The organism is Dactylosporangium sp. CS-033363 (genome assembly GCF_050942475.1).
Lineage (GTDB): Bacteria > Actinomycetota > Actinomycetes > Mycobacteriales > Micromonosporaceae > Dactylosporangium.
In genome coordinates this window covers 2,315,533-2,331,074 of record NZ_CP192032.1, presented here as the reverse complement: position 1 = coordinate 2,331,074, position 15,542 = coordinate 2,315,533, and the positions used below count along the sequence as shown (strand labels likewise).

Annotated in this window: 9 protein-coding genes; 2 read left to right on the top strand and 7 right to left on the bottom strand. The window is 73.3% G+C overall.

Annotated features, from left to right (window positions below):
- Positions 1–164: 164 nt before the first annotated feature.
- Complete coding sequence (locus tag ACQPZ4_RS10700) at positions 165–512, bottom strand: hypothetical protein (RefSeq protein WP_433058397.1); 348 nt, start codon at positions 510–512, stop codon at positions 165–167.
- A 346-nt stretch (positions 513–858) separates the two neighbouring features.
- On the opposite strand from ACQPZ4_RS10700, the gene ACQPZ4_RS10695 reads away from it, so the two are divergent.
- Entirely contained in the window at positions 859–4,701 is a 3,843-nt protein-coding gene (locus ACQPZ4_RS10695; RefSeq protein WP_433058396.1) for an SCO7613 C-terminal domain-containing membrane protein, read from the top strand.
- A 22-nt stretch (positions 4,702–4,723) separates the two neighbouring features.
- Here ACQPZ4_RS10695 and ACQPZ4_RS10690 read toward each other — a convergent pair whose 3' ends face one another.
- The 6 genes from ACQPZ4_RS10690 to ACQPZ4_RS10665 all read right to left on the bottom strand — a co-directional run bounded on the left by ACQPZ4_RS10690 (position 4,724) and on the right by ACQPZ4_RS10665 (position 12,712).
- On the bottom strand, positions 4,724–5,617 hold the full coding sequence (locus ACQPZ4_RS10690) for a Gfo/Idh/MocA family protein (RefSeq protein ID WP_433058394.1): 894 nt from the start codon (positions 5,615–5,617) through the stop codon (positions 4,724–4,726).
- A gap of 34 nt (positions 5,618–5,651) precedes the next feature.
- Complete coding sequence (locus ACQPZ4_RS10685; RefSeq protein ID WP_433058392.1) at positions 5,652–6,641, bottom strand: lysophospholipid acyltransferase family protein; 990 nt, start codon at positions 6,639–6,641, stop codon at positions 5,652–5,654.
- The gene (locus tag ACQPZ4_RS10680; protein ID WP_433058390.1) at positions 6,642–7,475 is read right to left on the bottom strand and encodes a patatin-like phospholipase family protein; all 834 of its coding nucleotides are present in this window, start codon (positions 7,473–7,475) and stop codon (positions 6,642–6,644) included.
- The gene (locus ACQPZ4_RS10675) at positions 7,468–9,159 is read right to left on the bottom strand and encodes a protein kinase domain-containing protein (RefSeq protein ID WP_433058388.1); all 1,692 of its coding nucleotides are present in this window, start codon (positions 9,157–9,159) and stop codon (positions 7,468–7,470) included. Before ACQPZ4_RS10675 ends, ACQPZ4_RS10680 begins: the two co-directional genes overlap by 8 nt.
- Before the next feature lie 134 nt (positions 9,160–9,293).
- Positions 9,294–10,565: a glycosyltransferase family 4 protein gene (locus tag ACQPZ4_RS10670; RefSeq protein WP_433066441.1), complete on the bottom strand. Its 1,272-nt coding sequence runs from the start codon at positions 10,563–10,565 to the stop codon at positions 9,294–9,296.
- Between the two features lie 218 nt (positions 10,566–10,783).
- A complete protein-coding gene (locus tag ACQPZ4_RS10665) occupies positions 10,784–12,712 on the bottom strand; it encodes an amylo-alpha-1,6-glucosidase (RefSeq protein ID WP_433058386.1) in 1,929 nt (642 codons plus the stop codon).
- Between the two features lie 155 nt (positions 12,713–12,867).
- On the opposite strand from ACQPZ4_RS10665, the gene ACQPZ4_RS10660 reads away from it, so the two are divergent.
- A complete protein-coding gene (locus ACQPZ4_RS10660) occupies positions 12,868–15,522 on the top strand; it encodes an MGH1-like glycoside hydrolase domain-containing protein (protein WP_433058384.1) in 2,655 nt (884 codons plus the stop codon).
- Positions 15,523–15,542 lie beyond the last annotated feature (20 nt).

Sequence of the window (15,542 nt, the reverse complement as noted above, 5' to 3'; positions counted from 1 at the left end):
TGCCCGTTCTGCGGCGCACCGGCCGACCTCGACGCCGGGTGCCGCGGCTGTGGGCGCCCGCCCTTCCCCGACGCGGCCGAGGTCCTGCGCCTCAACGCCCGCCTGCGCGACCTGCACACCGAAACCGAGGCGGCCCGCACGCGCTTCGGCTCGGCCGTGCTCGCCTACAACGCGGCAGTCTCCCAGCGCAACATCGTCGCCGCGCGGGTGAAGGCAGCGGTCCTCGCTTCCGGTGTACTCCCAGTGCCGCGCTTCATGCCGCCCACTCCCACCATCGTGGCGCCCCCATCGGCGACCCCGACGCCAGGCACAACGCCTCCGGCCTCGGCCACGACCCCAGGCGCGCAGACCCCGCCGGCCACGGCGCCGGGCGCTCCGACCCCGCCGGCCACGACGCCGACCGGGCCGACCCCGACACAGGGCACGACGCCGAGCGGGCCGACCCCGACACAGGGCACGACGCCGACCGGGCCGGTCCCGACGCCGGGCATGAGCCCCTCGCCCGCGGGCACGACGCAGAGCGGATGGACCTCGCCGCAGGGCACGACAGTCCCGGCGACGGGCGCAGTGCCAGGCGCGACACCGGCCGGATCGGTCCCGCACGCGGGCGCGGTGCCCGGTGCAATGCCCGGTGCAGTGCCCGGTGCAGTGCCCGGTGCAATGCCGGGTGCAGTGCCCGGTGCAATGCCGGGTGCAATGCCCGGCGCAACGCCGGGCGCGGTGCCGGGTGCAATGCCCGGTGCAGTGCCCGGTGCAGTGCCCGGTGCAATGCCCGGTGCAATGCCCGGTGCAATGCCCGGTGCAATGCCCGGTGCAATGCCCGGTGCAATGCCGGGTGCGACGGCTCAGCCGCCGTTCGTGACGTTGCCGCCGGGTGCGGTGCTGCGGCCGGGCATGACGCCTTCGCCGGTGGGCGGGGCGGCGCCGGCTTCGGCGGGGCGGTCCGAGGCGTCGACCAAGACGGTGCAGAACGTGCTGTTCGTGCTCGGCGGGCTGCTGCTGGCCGCGGCCGCGATCGTGTTCACCGCGGTCGCGTGGGCCAGCTTCGGGGTGCTCGGGCGGGCGACCATTCTCGCGGTGGTCACGCTGCTCACCCTCGCCGTCCCGCCGCTGGTCATGCGGCGGGGGCTGCGGGCGACGGCTGAGACGTTCGCGTCGCTCGGGCTGTTGCTGGTCGTGCTCGACGGGTACGCGGCGTGGTACGTCAACCTTGCCGGGCTCGCCCGCGGCACGCTTCCCACCACCTATGCCGGGATCACGTTTGCCGCGACGGCCGTGATTGCCGGCGGGTATGCGGCGCTGACCAGGCTGCGGGCGCCCCGGCTGGCGGCGGTGGTCGCGATCCAACCGGTGTTGCCGCTGCTGGCTCTGCACCGCGGGTTCGGCGCTACCGGGTGGACGCTCGTCTTCGTCTGCGTGGCGGCCGTCGCGCTGCTGCTGGCCCGGACGGTCGAGCCGGTGGCCTGGGCCGCGGCGGGCGCGGCGGTGCTGGCCGCGCTCCCGCCGGCGCTGCACGCGCTGGCCACGGTCGAGCACGTGCCGGCCGCGCTGCGGATCGCCGGGGTGCTGGTGCTGCTGGCCGCGCTGGTCGTCACGGCCGGGGCGATGCACCCGCGGACGGCGAACCTGGGTGCGGGGATCGCCACGGGCATCGTCACGCTCGGCGCGGCGCGGCTGGTCGCCGAGGTGTTCCCCGCGCAGCGGTACGTCGCCTTCGCCGTCCTCATCCTGCTCCTCGCCGGCGCCGCACTGGTGACCCCGCGCCGCTTCCGGGCCGGGACGCGGATCGGCGCGCTCGTCATGAGCCTGGCGTTCGCCGTGCCCTATGCGGCCTTCGCCGGCCTCGCCGCCGCGCGTACCGCGGTGCACGCGCTCCCCGCCTGGAACGCGGACCCGGCCACCTCCGGGACTCCGCTCTTCGGCTGGCAGGAACCGGCGGCCCTGGTCGTCCTGGCCGCGGCGGTCTGGCTGCTGACCCGCCCGTCGACGGGAACGCGCGGCCTCGCCACCACTGCGCCCGCGAGCGGCGGCGCAGAAACACCGGCGCAGGCCCCGTCCACCCGAACGCGCGGCCTCGCCACCACTGCGCCCGCGGGCGGCGGCGCAGAAACACCGGCGCAGGCCCCGTCCACCCGAACGCGCGGCCTCGCCACCACTGCGCCAGCGAGCGGCGGCGCAGAAACACCGGCGCAGGCCCCGTCCACCCGAACGCGCGGCCTCGCCACCAGTGCGCCCGCGGGCGGCGGCGCGGAACGAACCGGCGCAGGTCTGCCGGTGGTAACGGTCATGACGCGGGTGATTCTGGTGGCGGCGCTCGTGCTCCTGGCGTACGCAACGCCCGGTGCGATCGCGAGCGGGGCCGACCCGGCGCTGGCCTGCCTGTTCGACGCGGCGGCGCTCGCGATCCTGGCCGCCTGGCCGTCGCGGGTCGCGCTGGCGGCGATGCCGTTCGTGGCGGCGCACCTGGCCGTGGCGGGGCTGGTGACGCCGCCGGTGACGCTGGGGGCGTACGCGGTGCTCGGACTGGTCGCCGCCTCCGTCGCGATCCGGGTCTCCGCCCGTGGGCCGGGGCTCGTCGCGGGCACGGTGGCGCTGCTGAGCCTGCCGGTCCTGGGGGCGGCCGCCGCTCGCGAGCTCTCCGCCGGCACCGCGCTCGGCGGCACCGCGCTCGGCGGCACCGCGCTCGGCGGCACCGCGCTCGGCGGCACCGCGCTCGCCGGTGCCGCGGTCGGCCTCGCGCTGGTGACGGCGGCCGCGGTGGCGTTGCGCAACCGGGCCTGGAACGCCGGGACTCTGGCCACCGCAGTCGCGGGCGCCGGGGTGGCGATCGCGGCCGTGGCCGAGACGAGCGTGAACGGCGGGGCGACCTGGTTCGGCACGTACGCCGCGGCCGCCCTTCTCTGCACCTGGTTTGCCGCCCGGGCCTTCACGCCGGCCGCGAATGGCAACCCGCTTGCACATACTGCAACTCCGGTTCCGGCCGACAACGCGCGCGGGGAGCAACGCCGGAATGCAACGTCAGTTCCGGCCGGCAACGCGCACGGTGAGCAAGGCCGGAATGCAACGTCCGTTCCAGCCAACGACGCGCGCGGTGACCAAGGCCGAAATGCAACGTCAGTTCCGGCCAACGACGCACGCGATGAGCAACGCCGGAATGCAACGTCGGTTCCGGCCGGCAACGCGCGCGGTGAGCAAGGCCGAAATGCAACCCCACCACCGGCCGGCAACGCCCGCGATGAGGCCGGCATCGCCCCCGATGAGCACGGCACCGTCCGCGATGAGCAAGGGCAGAACGCAACGCCGGTCGCGAGGTGGCGGGTGTCGGACGGGGCGGCGCACGCCGGGCATGCCGTGGCGGCGGTCATCCCGGCGGTGCTCGCGGTGATCTCGCTGCTGCCCGCCGTACTCGACGTGCTGCTGCGGCCCCTCTCCTGGCTCGGGGCGATCTGGTCCGGCGCGCCGAGCGGGGTCGGCCTCGGCCCCGAAGGCTCCGCCTGGTGGGAGAACGAGCCCTCGGCGTTCGGCCCCGCCGCCGCGGCCGTGACGCTCGCGGTGCTGGCCGGCCTGGCCGTACTGGTGGCAGGCAGGTTCAAGCTGGGACGGTGGAGCCTCGCCGCCCCGCCGGCCCTGCTCGCGGCCGTGCTCGGGTGCGTGGCGATCGGGGCGCCGTGGCCGGTGGTGCCGGCGGTGACGCTCGCGACCGGGCTGGTCACCGCGCTCGGGGCCGCCCTGCGCAAGCCCTCCGCCGGCACGGTGGTCGGGGCGGTGACCTGCTGGTTCGGGATCGTGCCCGGCATGGCCGGGCTGCTGGCCACCTCCTGGTCGACCCTGGCCGCGCTCGGCGCGGTCGTCGTCGCGGCCGCCGCGGCCGGAGTCGCCGGACGCAGCGTCGTGGCCCGCGCGATCGCCTGGCCGGTCGGCGGGGTCGCCCTGGCCTGGTTCGCCTTCGCGACCGGGCAGGCGGCCGACCTCCCGCTGGCCGCGACCGCGTACGTCGTGCTCGGCGCCGCGGCGGTCGCCCTCGGTGCCGGCTATCTGCTCCAAAGCCGCGAGATCGAGGGGCCGATCCTCGATGCCGTCGCGCACGCCGTGGGCGTGATCGCCTTCCTCCTGGCGATCGGGGACCTGGGCGCCGCGGCCGGGATCGCCGCGCTCTGGGGCGTCGCGCTCGGGCTCCGGGCGATCGGCGGGCCGGCCCGGCTCGCGTACACGGTGGCGGCCGTCCTGGCCGAGGTCGTGGCGTACGAGTTCATGCTGGTCGCCGAGCACGTCGGGGTCGTCGAGGCCTACACCGCGCCCGCCGGCGTCGCCGCGCTCGTCGTCGGGTGGTTCGCCGCCCGCCGGAACCCGAGCCTCGGCAGCTGGACGGCGTTCGGGCCGGGGCTGCTCGCCGGGATGCTGCCCAGCCTCGCGCTGGTGATCGTGACGCCGGGCGACCCCGGGCGGCGGCTGCTGCTCGGGATCGGGGCCGTCGCCGTGGTACTCGCCGGGGCCCTGCTCCGCCTCAAGGCGCCCATCGTCACCGGCGGTCTGGTGCTGGCCGTCCTCGCCTGGCACGAGGTCGTCGTCTACTGGGACCTGCTCCCCCGCTGGGCGCCGCTCGCCGTGGCCGGGGCGGTGCTGGTCGGGCTGGCCGTGACGTACGAGCGACGCCTGCGAGACCTGCACCGCCTGCGCAACGCGATGGGCCGGATGCGATGAACACCCGACCCAGGGCAAAAGCTCAGACGGTGACGATGGTGGAGGAGGTGCGCGCCCGCTCCGCGGCGGAGAGGATGCGCACCACCGAAGCGCCGAAGGCGGCGTCGCAGGCGTGCCGGTTGCCGGTCGAGACCACGTCCAGCAGCGCGTTCACCGCGTTGCCGAACGCCTCGACCTGCGTCGCGTCCCACTCGGGCAGCGTAGTGGCGCCGTGCTCGCCGAAGTACGAGAAGCCGAAGCTCGTCGCGTCCGGGGCCGCGTCCAGGGTCAGCGACAGCGTGCTCGCCGCGCCGCCCTCGTGGCGCAGCAGCAGGTGGGCGGTGTCGCGCGGGCCCTCGGCGGCCGAGAGGTCCACGACCGGGCCGAGCAGCGGCAGGATCACCGACAGCGCGTGCGGCCCCAGGTCCCACAGGCCGCCGTGCTGCTTGCGCCAGACCGAGCCGGAGTACGGGTTCCCGGGCTGGAAGATCGAGGTGTACATGGTGCCGTGGGCCGCGTACCAGCCGCCGAGCTCCGCGTTGGCGGTCAGGAAGGACTCGATCGACGGGACGAAGCGGTTGGTGAAGAAGACCACCGTGGCGACCCCGGCCGCGTCGGCCGCGGCGACGACCTCGTCGGCCGCGGCCGGGTCGAGGGCGAGGGGCTTGTCCAGCAGCAGGTGCTTGCCGGCCTTGGCGGCCCGCACGGCGAGGTCGGCCTGCACGTCCGGCGGCACGGCGATCGCGACCGCGTCGACGTCGGCGAGCAGGGCGTCGAGGTCGGTGTGGCCGGGGACGCCGTAGCGGGAGGCCATGTCGGCCACCTTGTCGGGGCTGCGGCCCCAGACGCCCGCGAGCGTCGCCGAAGGGTGAGTCGCCAGCGCGGCCGCCTGCGTGACCGTCGCCCAATGTCCCGTGCCCAGCACACCGAATCGCATCGGACCATTCTTCCCTACGCGGCGGGCGGCATCCTCACGGGTTGTGGTGATCGATCCAATCGTCGATCTTGGCCCACCACTCGTACAGCCATTCGACCCGCTCCTCGCGCCCCTGCGGGATCTCCGACGGCTCGACCGACCACCAGCGCATGGTGATCGTCAGGTCCAGCGGCAGGTGCGACCACAGGTCACCCACGGTGAGCAGTTTCTCCAGCCCGGTGTGGGCCACCCAGATCACGCCGGCCTCGGGCGCGGCGTCCAGGGCGGCCAGGGTGCCGCCGGGGCGCGGGGCGAGCACGTGCCGCATCCGCTCGGCCCGCTCGGCCATGGAGGTCAGGCCGAGGTCGCGCAGCCGCTGGATGGCCCGCTCGCGGCGGCTGGGGGTGAAGTTGCCGCCCTCCGGGAAGAGCACGAGCACGTCGTTCTCGTCCAGCCCGGTGGAGAGCTCGCTGATGCGCTCCTCGCTGTTCGCGCCGTACGTCACGAAGTGGTTCGGCAGCCGGTTCAGCATCACGTCGATGACCGGGTCCCACTGCAGGGTCTGCTTGAGCACGATCCGCGGCTCGCGGTCGAACCAGTTGATCAGCGAGTGGACCAGCAGGAACGAGTCGCCCGGCCCGGCGTGCCGGCAGAAGACGAGCTCGGGCTGGCCGGGGGCGGCGACGTCGGGATCGGTACCGACGACGGAGACCTTCACGCCGAGGGCCCAGCGCGCCTGGTGGTACAGAATCCGCAGAAACGTGCCGGTGAGCACGTAATGGGCGCGCTGGAACCGCGGGCCGCGCAGCCGCCAGCCGAAGCCGCTGCCGACCCACAGCGCGAACAGCACGACGAGCGCGACGACCTCCAGGAAGAGGTACACCGCGAGCATCCACGACACCCGCAGCGCCCGCAGCCGCCCGGAGCCCAGCGGGCCCAGGACGCCGGCGATGAGCAGCCAGAGCGGCATGGTGAGCAGCAGCGCCGCGATGACGACCAGGAGGATCGGGGTCAGCACGAGCCGGCGGATCCAGCGGGGCGGCATCTAGGCCAGGCCCTCGAGGTACGCGCAGGTCGCCTCGTAGGCGCGCTCGATCCGGCCGCGGGCGGCGGCGAAGTTGCGGTACGACAGCGGAGAGTCGTCCTTCGCCGAACCGCCGCCGGTGGGCAGCACGTGCACCGCCACGTCGTCGGGCGCCTCCTGCAGCTCGCGGGCGAAGCGGTGCCGGCGGGCGACCTCGAAGGCGACCTGGGCCACGTCCCACGGCCGGCGGGGCGGGCGCAGGGGCCGCTCGATCCGCCCGACCTGCATCACGAACACGGTCCGGGCGCCGAGGGCGACCGCGTGGCCGACGGGCACGGAGTTGACGATGCCGCCGTCGATGAAATGCTCCTGCCCCAGGTGTACCGGCGGCAGGAGCCCCGGCACCGCCGACGACGCGAGCACGGCGTCGATCAGCGGGCCCGACGAGAACCAGTGCTCGGAGGCCCGCTCGATGCTGGCCGCGCAGCAGTGGAACGGCACCGCCAGATCCTCGAAGCGGGTGTCGATCCCGAGCTCGCGCTCCAGGGTGCGCCGCAGCGGGCCGGGCGAGTGCAGGTGGGTCCGGCGGGCGAAGCGGCCGATCTGGCGGGGCAGCGAGTCGCCGTACACGGCGCGGGCCTGCGGCGAGGCCCACAGCTCGGTGAGCCGGTCGGCGACCTGCTCGTCGGGGCCGGCGGCGACGGCCGCGCCGTTGATCGCCCCGATGGAGGTGCCGAGCACGAAGTCCGGCCGGATGCCGTAGTGCAGCACGGCGCGGACCATGCCCACCTCGTACGCCCCGAGCACCCCGCCGCCTCCGAACACGAAGCCGACGGGGCCGGTCGTCTCAGGCATGCCGCCGGCGCCGGGCGCGCTGGTTGACCGACGGGTTCGTCTGCACGTACGCCGGCGGGGTCTGACCCGGCAGCCGCTGGCTCTGGTTCGGGTTCGGGTTGTTCGGGTCGAACGGGTTGTTCGGGTCTCCGGGGCCGCCCGGACCGCCCGGGCCGCCGTTGGGGTCGCCACCCGGAGGCGGGCCCCCCTGGCCGGCCGGCGGGCGGGCCTTCTCCGCCGGGGCGTCGACGTTCTCAGTGATCGCGGGCAGCTCGGAGTCCGGCCGGCGCATCTCCAGGCGCAGGTCGCAGGCGGTGTCGTTGAGCGTGAAGCCGCTCGGCGGCAGCGGCGGGTTGCCCGCCCCGCCGTGGCCCCAGATGCCGAAGGTGACCGCCTTGCCGGGCGGGAGCGGGCTCTGGCCGTTGATCCGCTGGCCGCCGATGCCGGGCTCGTAGGCGCCGACCCCCTCGACATGGTCGATCTGCTGGCCACCTCGGAAGATGAAGACCAGCTGCCAGGGGTCGAGCGTGCGGTTGCCGATGTTGGCAACCGTAACGCGCGCCTCGAAGCCCTTGTCCACTCCGGCCGTGTTCACGGGGTGGATGTAGAAGTCGACGTTGCAGCCGGGCTTGGGCGCCCACGGCTTCCAGATGATCATTCCGGTCGTGGCGCCGGCCGCGACCAGGGTGGCCACGACCGCGACCCAGGTGCGCCGGGCGGTCCGGCTGGCGGCGGCCCGGTGCTGACTGCCTCCGGGGCGCCGCGCCGGTAACTCGGGGCGCCGCGGCGGGAGGTCCTCGCCGGCCGGCGGCGCGTGCACCTCCTGGGTGGAGGAGGCGTCCTGGCCGGGCAGCACGATGTGGATGCCGGTCGCACCGGCCAGCACCCGGGCCACCTCGGCCGCGGGCGGGCGGACGTCCGGGTCCTTGGCCAGGCACCGGGTGATGAGCTTGGCCACGTCGCCGGGCATGCCGGGGATCTCCGGCAGCGGGTGCGGCGGCTCGTACACGTGGTTGGCGATCATCTGCGTCGGCGTGTCCGCGTGCCAGGGCAGGCGGTCGGTGAGGCAGCGGTACACGAGCAGGCCGACGGTGTACACGTCGGTGGCCGAGACGACCCCGCCGCCGAGCAGGCGCTCGGGGGCCAGGTAGGCCGGGGTGCCGAAGACGGTGCCGTCGCGCTCGTCGTCGGGGTCGTAGGAGCCGGCCAGCCCGGCCACGCCGAAGTCGAGGATCTTGGCCCCGGCCGAGGTCAGCATGACGTTGCTCGGCTTGATGTCGCGGTGGACGATGCCCTTCTCGTGCGCGGCGGCCAGCCCGGCGGCGACCTGCGCGCAGATCTGGGTGGCCCGGCGCCACGACATGGGCCCGGAGCGGAGCCGGTCGGAGAGCAGCTCGCCCTCGAGGAGCTCCATCACGACGTACGGGCGGCGGCCGTTGCGCCCGGCGGAGACGTCCCCGGCCTCGCCGTAGTCGTGCACGGCGGTGATGTTGGGGTGCTGCAGGCGGGCCACGACCTGGGCCTCGGAGCGGATCCGCTCGCGGTTGCCGGCCTTGCTGGCCAGCTCCCCGGCGAGCAGCTTCACGGCGACGTCCCGGTCGAGCACGAGGTCACGGGCGCGCCAGACCACGGCCATACCGCCGGTGCCGACGGGTGCGATCAGCCGATATCTGTTGCCGAGGACCTCGTCGGCGCTGCCGCTCAACCCAGTTGCCGTCCTGATCGATTCCGGTCGCTGTTCCTGGCAAACCGTACCGGGGATGGAACGCCCTGGCGAGACCCAAAATGTGACCGACCCCGGCAAATGTGGATGCCGGGGTCAGTCGGAAACTTGATGTATCAAACGAGCAGGTCGGAGCTCAGAAGGTTACCGTCCGGTACGACGATCTGCGGGCGCCCGTGCTCCAGGAACGCCGCCGCCTGCTTGGCCGCGAAGCCGGGGGCCTCGGTGATCGCGGTGCCGTACACGTCGGCCGTGTCGCCGGCGATGGTCGACCAGCCGTAGCGCTCGCTGACCATGGAGCGGGCCTGCTTGGCGACCCGGCGGGCGAACGGCTCGTCCTCCAGCAGGGTGGCGACCGAGGCGGCGAGCGCGTCGGGGCTCTTGGCCGGGAAGGTCACGCCGGTCACGCCGGGCTCGACGATCTCGGCCAGGCCGCCGGTCGCGGCCACCGCGAGCGGGGCGCCGGCCGAGGCGCCCTCCAGCGCGACCATGCCGAACGGCTCGTAGATGCTCGGCACGACCAGCGCGTCGGTGGCGGCCATGAGCGCGGGCAGCTCGCCCTCGCCCATGAACCCGGCGAAGGAGACGGCCCGCTGCAGCCGCAGCCGGCGGACCTCCTCCAGCAGCTCGCCCTTGTGCGGGCCGTCGCCGGCGATGACCACGCGGAGCCCGTTGTGCCGGGCCCGCAGCTCGGGCAGCGCCGCGATGAGGTCCTGCACGCCCTTCTCGTAGACCAGGCGGCCGGCGTACCCCAGCAGGGGCCCCTCCCCCGCGAACCGCGCGCGGGCCGCGTTGACCGCCCGGGACGGCGCCCGCCACACGCTCGCGTCCACGCCGTTGGCGACCACCGACACCCGCGCCGGGGCGAGGTCGAGCAGGCGCGTGACCTCCCAGCGCATGTACTCGGAGCAGACGATCACCCGGCAGGCCTCGTGCCCGAGCCACCACTCCACGGAGTGGATGCACTTGTTCATCTCGTCGGGCAGCCAGCCCTGGTGCCGGCCGGCCTCGGTGGCGTGGATGGTCGCCACCAGCGGCAGGTCGAGGCTCTCCTTGAGGGTCACCGCGGTGTGCGTGACGAGCCAGTCGTGGGCGTGGATGACGTCGTACTCACCGGTGGCCGCGGCCCGCAGCGCGGCCCGGGTCAGCGTGTGGTTGAACGCCATCGTCCAGGCCAGCAGGGTGGACGTGGACAGCGGGAACAGCGGCGGGTCCTCGGCCGCCCGCACGATGCGCACCCCCTCGGAGTACTCCTCCAGGGGTGCCCCCGGCGCGTGCCGGGTCACGACCGTCACCTCGTTGCCCGCCTCGACCAGCGACGTCGCCAGCGCGTGGACGTGCCGCCCGAGCCCGCCGACCACCACCGGCGGGTACTCCCACGACAACATCAGAATGCGCAATGGTCGTCGTCTTCCGGTCCCGATGGTCTCGCTCACGTGGCCGCCCCCACAGATCGTTGATCAAAACGCTCGCCCAGATACCCACGCGCAGCAGGGCATACACACGCGATTTCTCCCCCGCGTGTGAGCTGTTGGGGTGGGCTTGAGACTCATCCTGCCTGGCGAGGGTTACCAGAGCGGCAAATCTCATTTCTGGGGTGTAACGGTCAGCCGACATTCCTTCGAACGCGGAGCACCTCCGCGACCGACCAGGCCTGGAACGGACATCCCGTGGCCCGGTGCGGAGCGTCCCCGTCGGCTGTCTCGGAGACCGAACCTACACCCCACTCGAACAGATGCGCTTCGATACCACCCAGTAGCTCACCGTGATTTTTCGCAGATCGAGCCAGATGGGTATCAACGTATGGGCCGATCATCCAGGGCCAGACCGTGCCCTGGTGGTAGGCCGCGTCCCGCTCGGCCGGGCCGCCCGCGTGCACCCCGGTGTAGCCCGCTTCCCCTACCGCCAAACTGCGTGGTCCGAGCGGCGTGAACAGGGCGGACAGCTCCACCGGCACGGGGTGGCCGCGCATCGGGCCGTACGGGAGACTCCACGCCAGCAGCTGGTTCGGCCGCAGCGCCGGGTCGTCCCCGTGGGGCCCGTCGACGACGTCGAACAGGGGCCTTGCATCCTGCACGCCGGTTGCCGAGTGCAACGGCGGCGCGATCGGGAAGCGGCGCGCGAAGCTCGCCCGCGCCTTGTCCAGCAGCGCCGCGATCGGGCCGGCGTCGCGGCCGAGCCGCTCGTTGAGGACCGCCAGCCCGGCCAGCCCGTTGATCCACAGCGCGTTCACCTCGACCGGCTTGCCGGCCCGGGGTGTGATCGGGATCTCCCCGACCCGGGCGTCCATCCAGGTGAGCGCGACGCCCGGGGCGCCCTGGGTGATCAGCCCGTCGCCGTCGGCCCGGATGCCGTAGCGGGTGCCGCGCAGGTGGGCGGCGACCACGCCGTCGAGGGCGGGGAGCAGCTCGGCCGCGAGGTCGTCGTCGCCGGTACCGCTGACATGCCGCTCGACCGCGTGCAGGAACCACAGCGTGGCGTCGACCGTGTTGTGCTCCGTCTGCCCGGTGTCCGCCGTGTTGGCGAGCATCCCGTCGTCGAGCGTCGCCGCGTACGCGCGCAGCAGCTCCCGGCCCTCGTCGTACCAGCCGGTGGAGAGGAACAGCCCCTCGTACGAGGTCATGGTGTCCCGCGACCAGGTGCCGAACCAGGGGTAGCCGGCCACCACGTCCGGGGCGTCAGCTGCGCCGGCGACGACGAACGCGTCTGCCGCCAGTACAAGTGCCGCATCTGTCTTGTCGGCGGCGTCGTGGGTGAGCGCGCGGTTGCGCAGCCGGGCCCGGTCGATGATCCGCTGCGCGCCGCGCTGGGCGTCATCGGTTCCGGCCCAGGCCTCGACCTCGATCGCCGCGCCCGGCTCCAGGCGGGCGGTGAACCGGCCGGCGCACCACAGGTCCTCCTGGGCCGTCAGTCCGCGGTCGGACTCGAGGCGCGCCCAGGCCCCGCGGTACCACTGGCCGATCTTCTGGAAATCCGGCCCGGCGAGCCGGAAGGCGCCCTCGACCACGGCCCCGGCCCCGTGCGCGTCGACGTGCGGCGCCGGTCCTCCCGCGGTCCGCTCCCCGTGCGCGTCGCGCCAGGTGACCAGGGCCTTGAGGTGCAGGTCGACCGGGCCGGGGGCGCTGATCACCCGGTGCACGATCCCGAGGTGGCCGCGGCCGTGGACCATGGCCAGCTCGCGCTCGATCACGATCGGGCCGACCCGCCAGCGCCAGCGGGGCAGGCCGTCGACCAGCTCGAACCGCTCCAGCAGGGCGTGGCCCGCCGGGCTGACCGCGCCACCGGCCCACTCGTGGACCGCGAGCTCGATCTCCGCGCCCGAGGGCAGGGTGATCACCGGGTCGAGGGCGGCGAGCGCCAGGTGCCGCCGGGCCGGTCGGCCGGGCTCGGCCAGGACGAGCAGCCCGTGGTACCGCCGCGTCCGCAGTCCCGAGACGGTGCCCATCGCGTAGCCACCGGTGCCATCCGGGACAAGCCACTCACGTGTCGCACCGAGCGTCAAATCACCACATACCTGCGTGCCGTACACCACCATGCGCACAATCTTGGTGGCTGCGGGTGGCACACGACCGAGCGACCCCCGCAGAATTATTGATCACGGGCCTCATTGGTGTAGGAACAAATGCCACCGATTGGGCCGATTGGTCGGGTCTCAACTTGGCCGAAACATGAACAACGGAGAATAGCTGCGTGATCGAGGACGATGGGAACGCCGAGCGCCGGCGGCTGGCCGAAGCCGACAGCGGGGAGCGCCCATGGCGGGGCTGGGGGCCCTATGTGTCCGAGCGGGCCTGGGGGACGGTCCGCGAGGACTACAGCCCCTACGGCAACGCCTGGGACTACTTCCCCCACGACCAGGCCCGGTCCCGCACGTACCGGTGGAACGAGGACGGGATGGCGGGCATCTGCGACGACCGCCAGACGTTCTGCTTCGCCCTCGCCCTGTGGAACGGCAAGGACTCGATCCTCAAGGAGCGGATGTTCGGCCTCGGCGGCGACCTCGGCAACCACGGCGAGGACGTCAAGGAGTACTGGTGGTACACCGACTCCACCCCGACGCACTCCTGGATGTCGTGGCGCTACCACTACCCGCAGGAGGCGTTCCCGTACGACGACCTGGTCGCCGAGAACACCCGGCGCGGGCGCAACGACCCCGAGTACGAGTTGGTCGACACCGGCATCTTCGACGAGGACCGGTACTGGTCGGTCGAGGTCGACTACGCCAAGGCCGGCCCGACCGACATGTGCGTGCGCATCCGGGTCCGCAACATGGGGCCCGAACCCGCCGAGCTGCACATCCTGCCGACCCTGTGGTTCCGCAACACCTGGGCCTGGGGGCTGCCCGGCCGCGACTACCGCCCGGAGATCCGCGCCAAGGACAACGGCCTGCTCGCCGAGCACCGCCTGCTCGGCCGCCTGGCGCTGACCGGCGACGGCAAGCCGCGCGCGCTGTTCTGCAACAACGAGACGAACGGGCCGCGGATCTGGGGCAAGGCCGGCGAGGAGTACCCCAAGGACGGCATCGGCGACCACATCATCCACGGCACCGACAGCGTGAACCCGGACAGCGTCGGCACCAAGGCGGCCCTGCACTACGAGGTCACCGTGGCCCCCGGCGGCACGCACGAGATCCGGCTGCGGCTCAACCTCAACGCGCCCGGGGCCAGGGACCTCGCCCCGGCCGACCTCCGGGCCGACTTCGAGTCCACGATGACCCGCCGCCGGGCCGAGGCCGACGAGTACTTCGACGAGCTCGTCCCGGCCGGCGCCACCGCCGAGGAGAAGATGATCGTCCGGCAGGCCGTGGCCGGGCTCATGTGGGGCAAGCAGTTCTTCCACTTCGACGTGGCCCGCTGGCTGCAGGGCGACCCGGTCTCGGAGCCGCCCCCGGACAGCCGGCGGTACGGCCGGAACTCCCACTGGTGGCACATGAACAGCTGCGACGTGCTGTCCATGCCCGACCCGTGGGAGTACCCGTGGTACGCCGCCTGGGACCTCGCGTTCCACTGCGTCGCGATCGCCCGCGTCGACCCCGGCTTCGCCAAGGAGCAGCTCCTGCTGCTCCTGCGCGAGTGGTACATGCATCCCAACGGGCAGATCCCGGCGTACGAGTGGGCGTTCGGGGACGTGAACCCGCCGGTGCACGCCTGGGCCGCGCTGCGGGTGTTCGTCCTCGACGGCTCGCGCGACTTCGACTTCCTGGCCCGGACGCTGCACAAGCTGCTGCTGAACTTCACCTGGTGGGTCAACCGCAAGGACGCCGAGGGCAACAACGTCTTCGAGGGCGGCTTCCTCGGCCTGGACAACGTCGGCCCGTTCGACCGCTCGGCCGCGCTGCCGGTCGGCGGCCGCCTCGAGCAGAGCGACGGCACCGCCTGGATGGCGATGTACGCGCTCAACCTGCTCGACATGTCGCTCACCCTCGCCGTGCACGACCGCGTCTACGAGGACATCGCGGCGAAGTTCCTGGAGCACTTCGCGTACATCGCCGACGCCGCCTACGAGTTCGGCCTGTGGGACGAGGAGGAGGCCTTCTTCTACGACGTCCTGCGCACCGCCGACGGCCACCAGATCCCGCTCAAGGTCCGCTCGGTGGTCGGCCTGCTGCCCCTGACGGCGACCACGATCATCAGCTCGTCGACCCTGCGCCGGCTGCCCGACGTGGCCGCCCGGCTGCGCTGGTTCCTGACCAACAAGCCGGAGTACGGCGACGTGGTCGGGGCCAAGAAGAGCCGCGGCGGGCAGCAGTTGCGCCTGCTGTCGATGGTCGGCCCGGACCAGCTCATCCGCATCCTGCAGCGCATGCTGGACGAGGACGAGTTCCTGTCGCCGTACGGGCTGCGGACGCTCTCCCGGGCGCACAAGGAGGAGCCGTTCACGGTGCACCTGGGCGACCACGAGTACACCGTGGGGTACGAGCCCGGAGAGTCGACGAGCGGCCTGTTCGGCGGCAACTCGAACTGGCGCGGCCCGATCTGGCTGCCGGTGAACTACATCCTGATCGAGGCGGTCCGCCGCTTCGCCGAGTTCTTCGGCGACGACCTGCAGGTGGAGTACCCGGCGAAGAGCGGCCGGATGGCGACGCTGGCCACGGTGGCGGACGACCTGTCGCGCCGCCTGGTCAAGCTGTTCATGAACGACTCGGACGGGCGGCGGCCGTTCTTCGGGGACGTGGAGCTGTTCCAGCGCCCGGACGGGGAATGGCACGATCTGCTGCTGTTCTACGAGTACTTCCACGGCGACACGGGGGCCGGCCTGGGCGCGGCGCACCAGACGGGGTGGACGGCGCTCGTGCTCGACCTGATTCTGACCTTGCGCACGCCCCCGCCGGACCCGCGGCCCTGAGCTGGGAAGCCCGACATGGC

What these genes read in the sequence shown, in the direction of transcription:
- ACQPZ4_RS10690 (WP_433058394.1), bottom strand. Translation starts at nt 5,617, where the DNA reads ATGCGATTCGGTGTGCTGGGCACGGGACATTGGGCGACGGTCACGCAG.
- ACQPZ4_RS10685 (WP_433058392.1), bottom strand. Translation starts at nt 6,641, where the DNA reads ATGCCGCCCCGCTGGATCCGCCGGCTCGTGCTGACCCCGATCCTCCTG.
- ACQPZ4_RS10680 (WP_433058390.1), bottom strand. Translation starts at nt 7,475, where the DNA reads ATGCCTGAGACGACCGGCCCCGTCGGCTTCGTGTTCGGAGGCGGCGGG.
- ACQPZ4_RS10670 (WP_433066441.1), bottom strand. Translation starts at nt 10,565, where the DNA reads ATGTTGTCGTGGGAGTACCCGCCGGTGGTGGTCGGCGGGCTCGGGCGG.
- ACQPZ4_RS10665 (WP_433058386.1), bottom strand. Translation starts at nt 12,712, where the DNA reads ATGGTGGTGTACGGCACGCAGGTATGTGGTGATTTGACGCTCGGTGCG.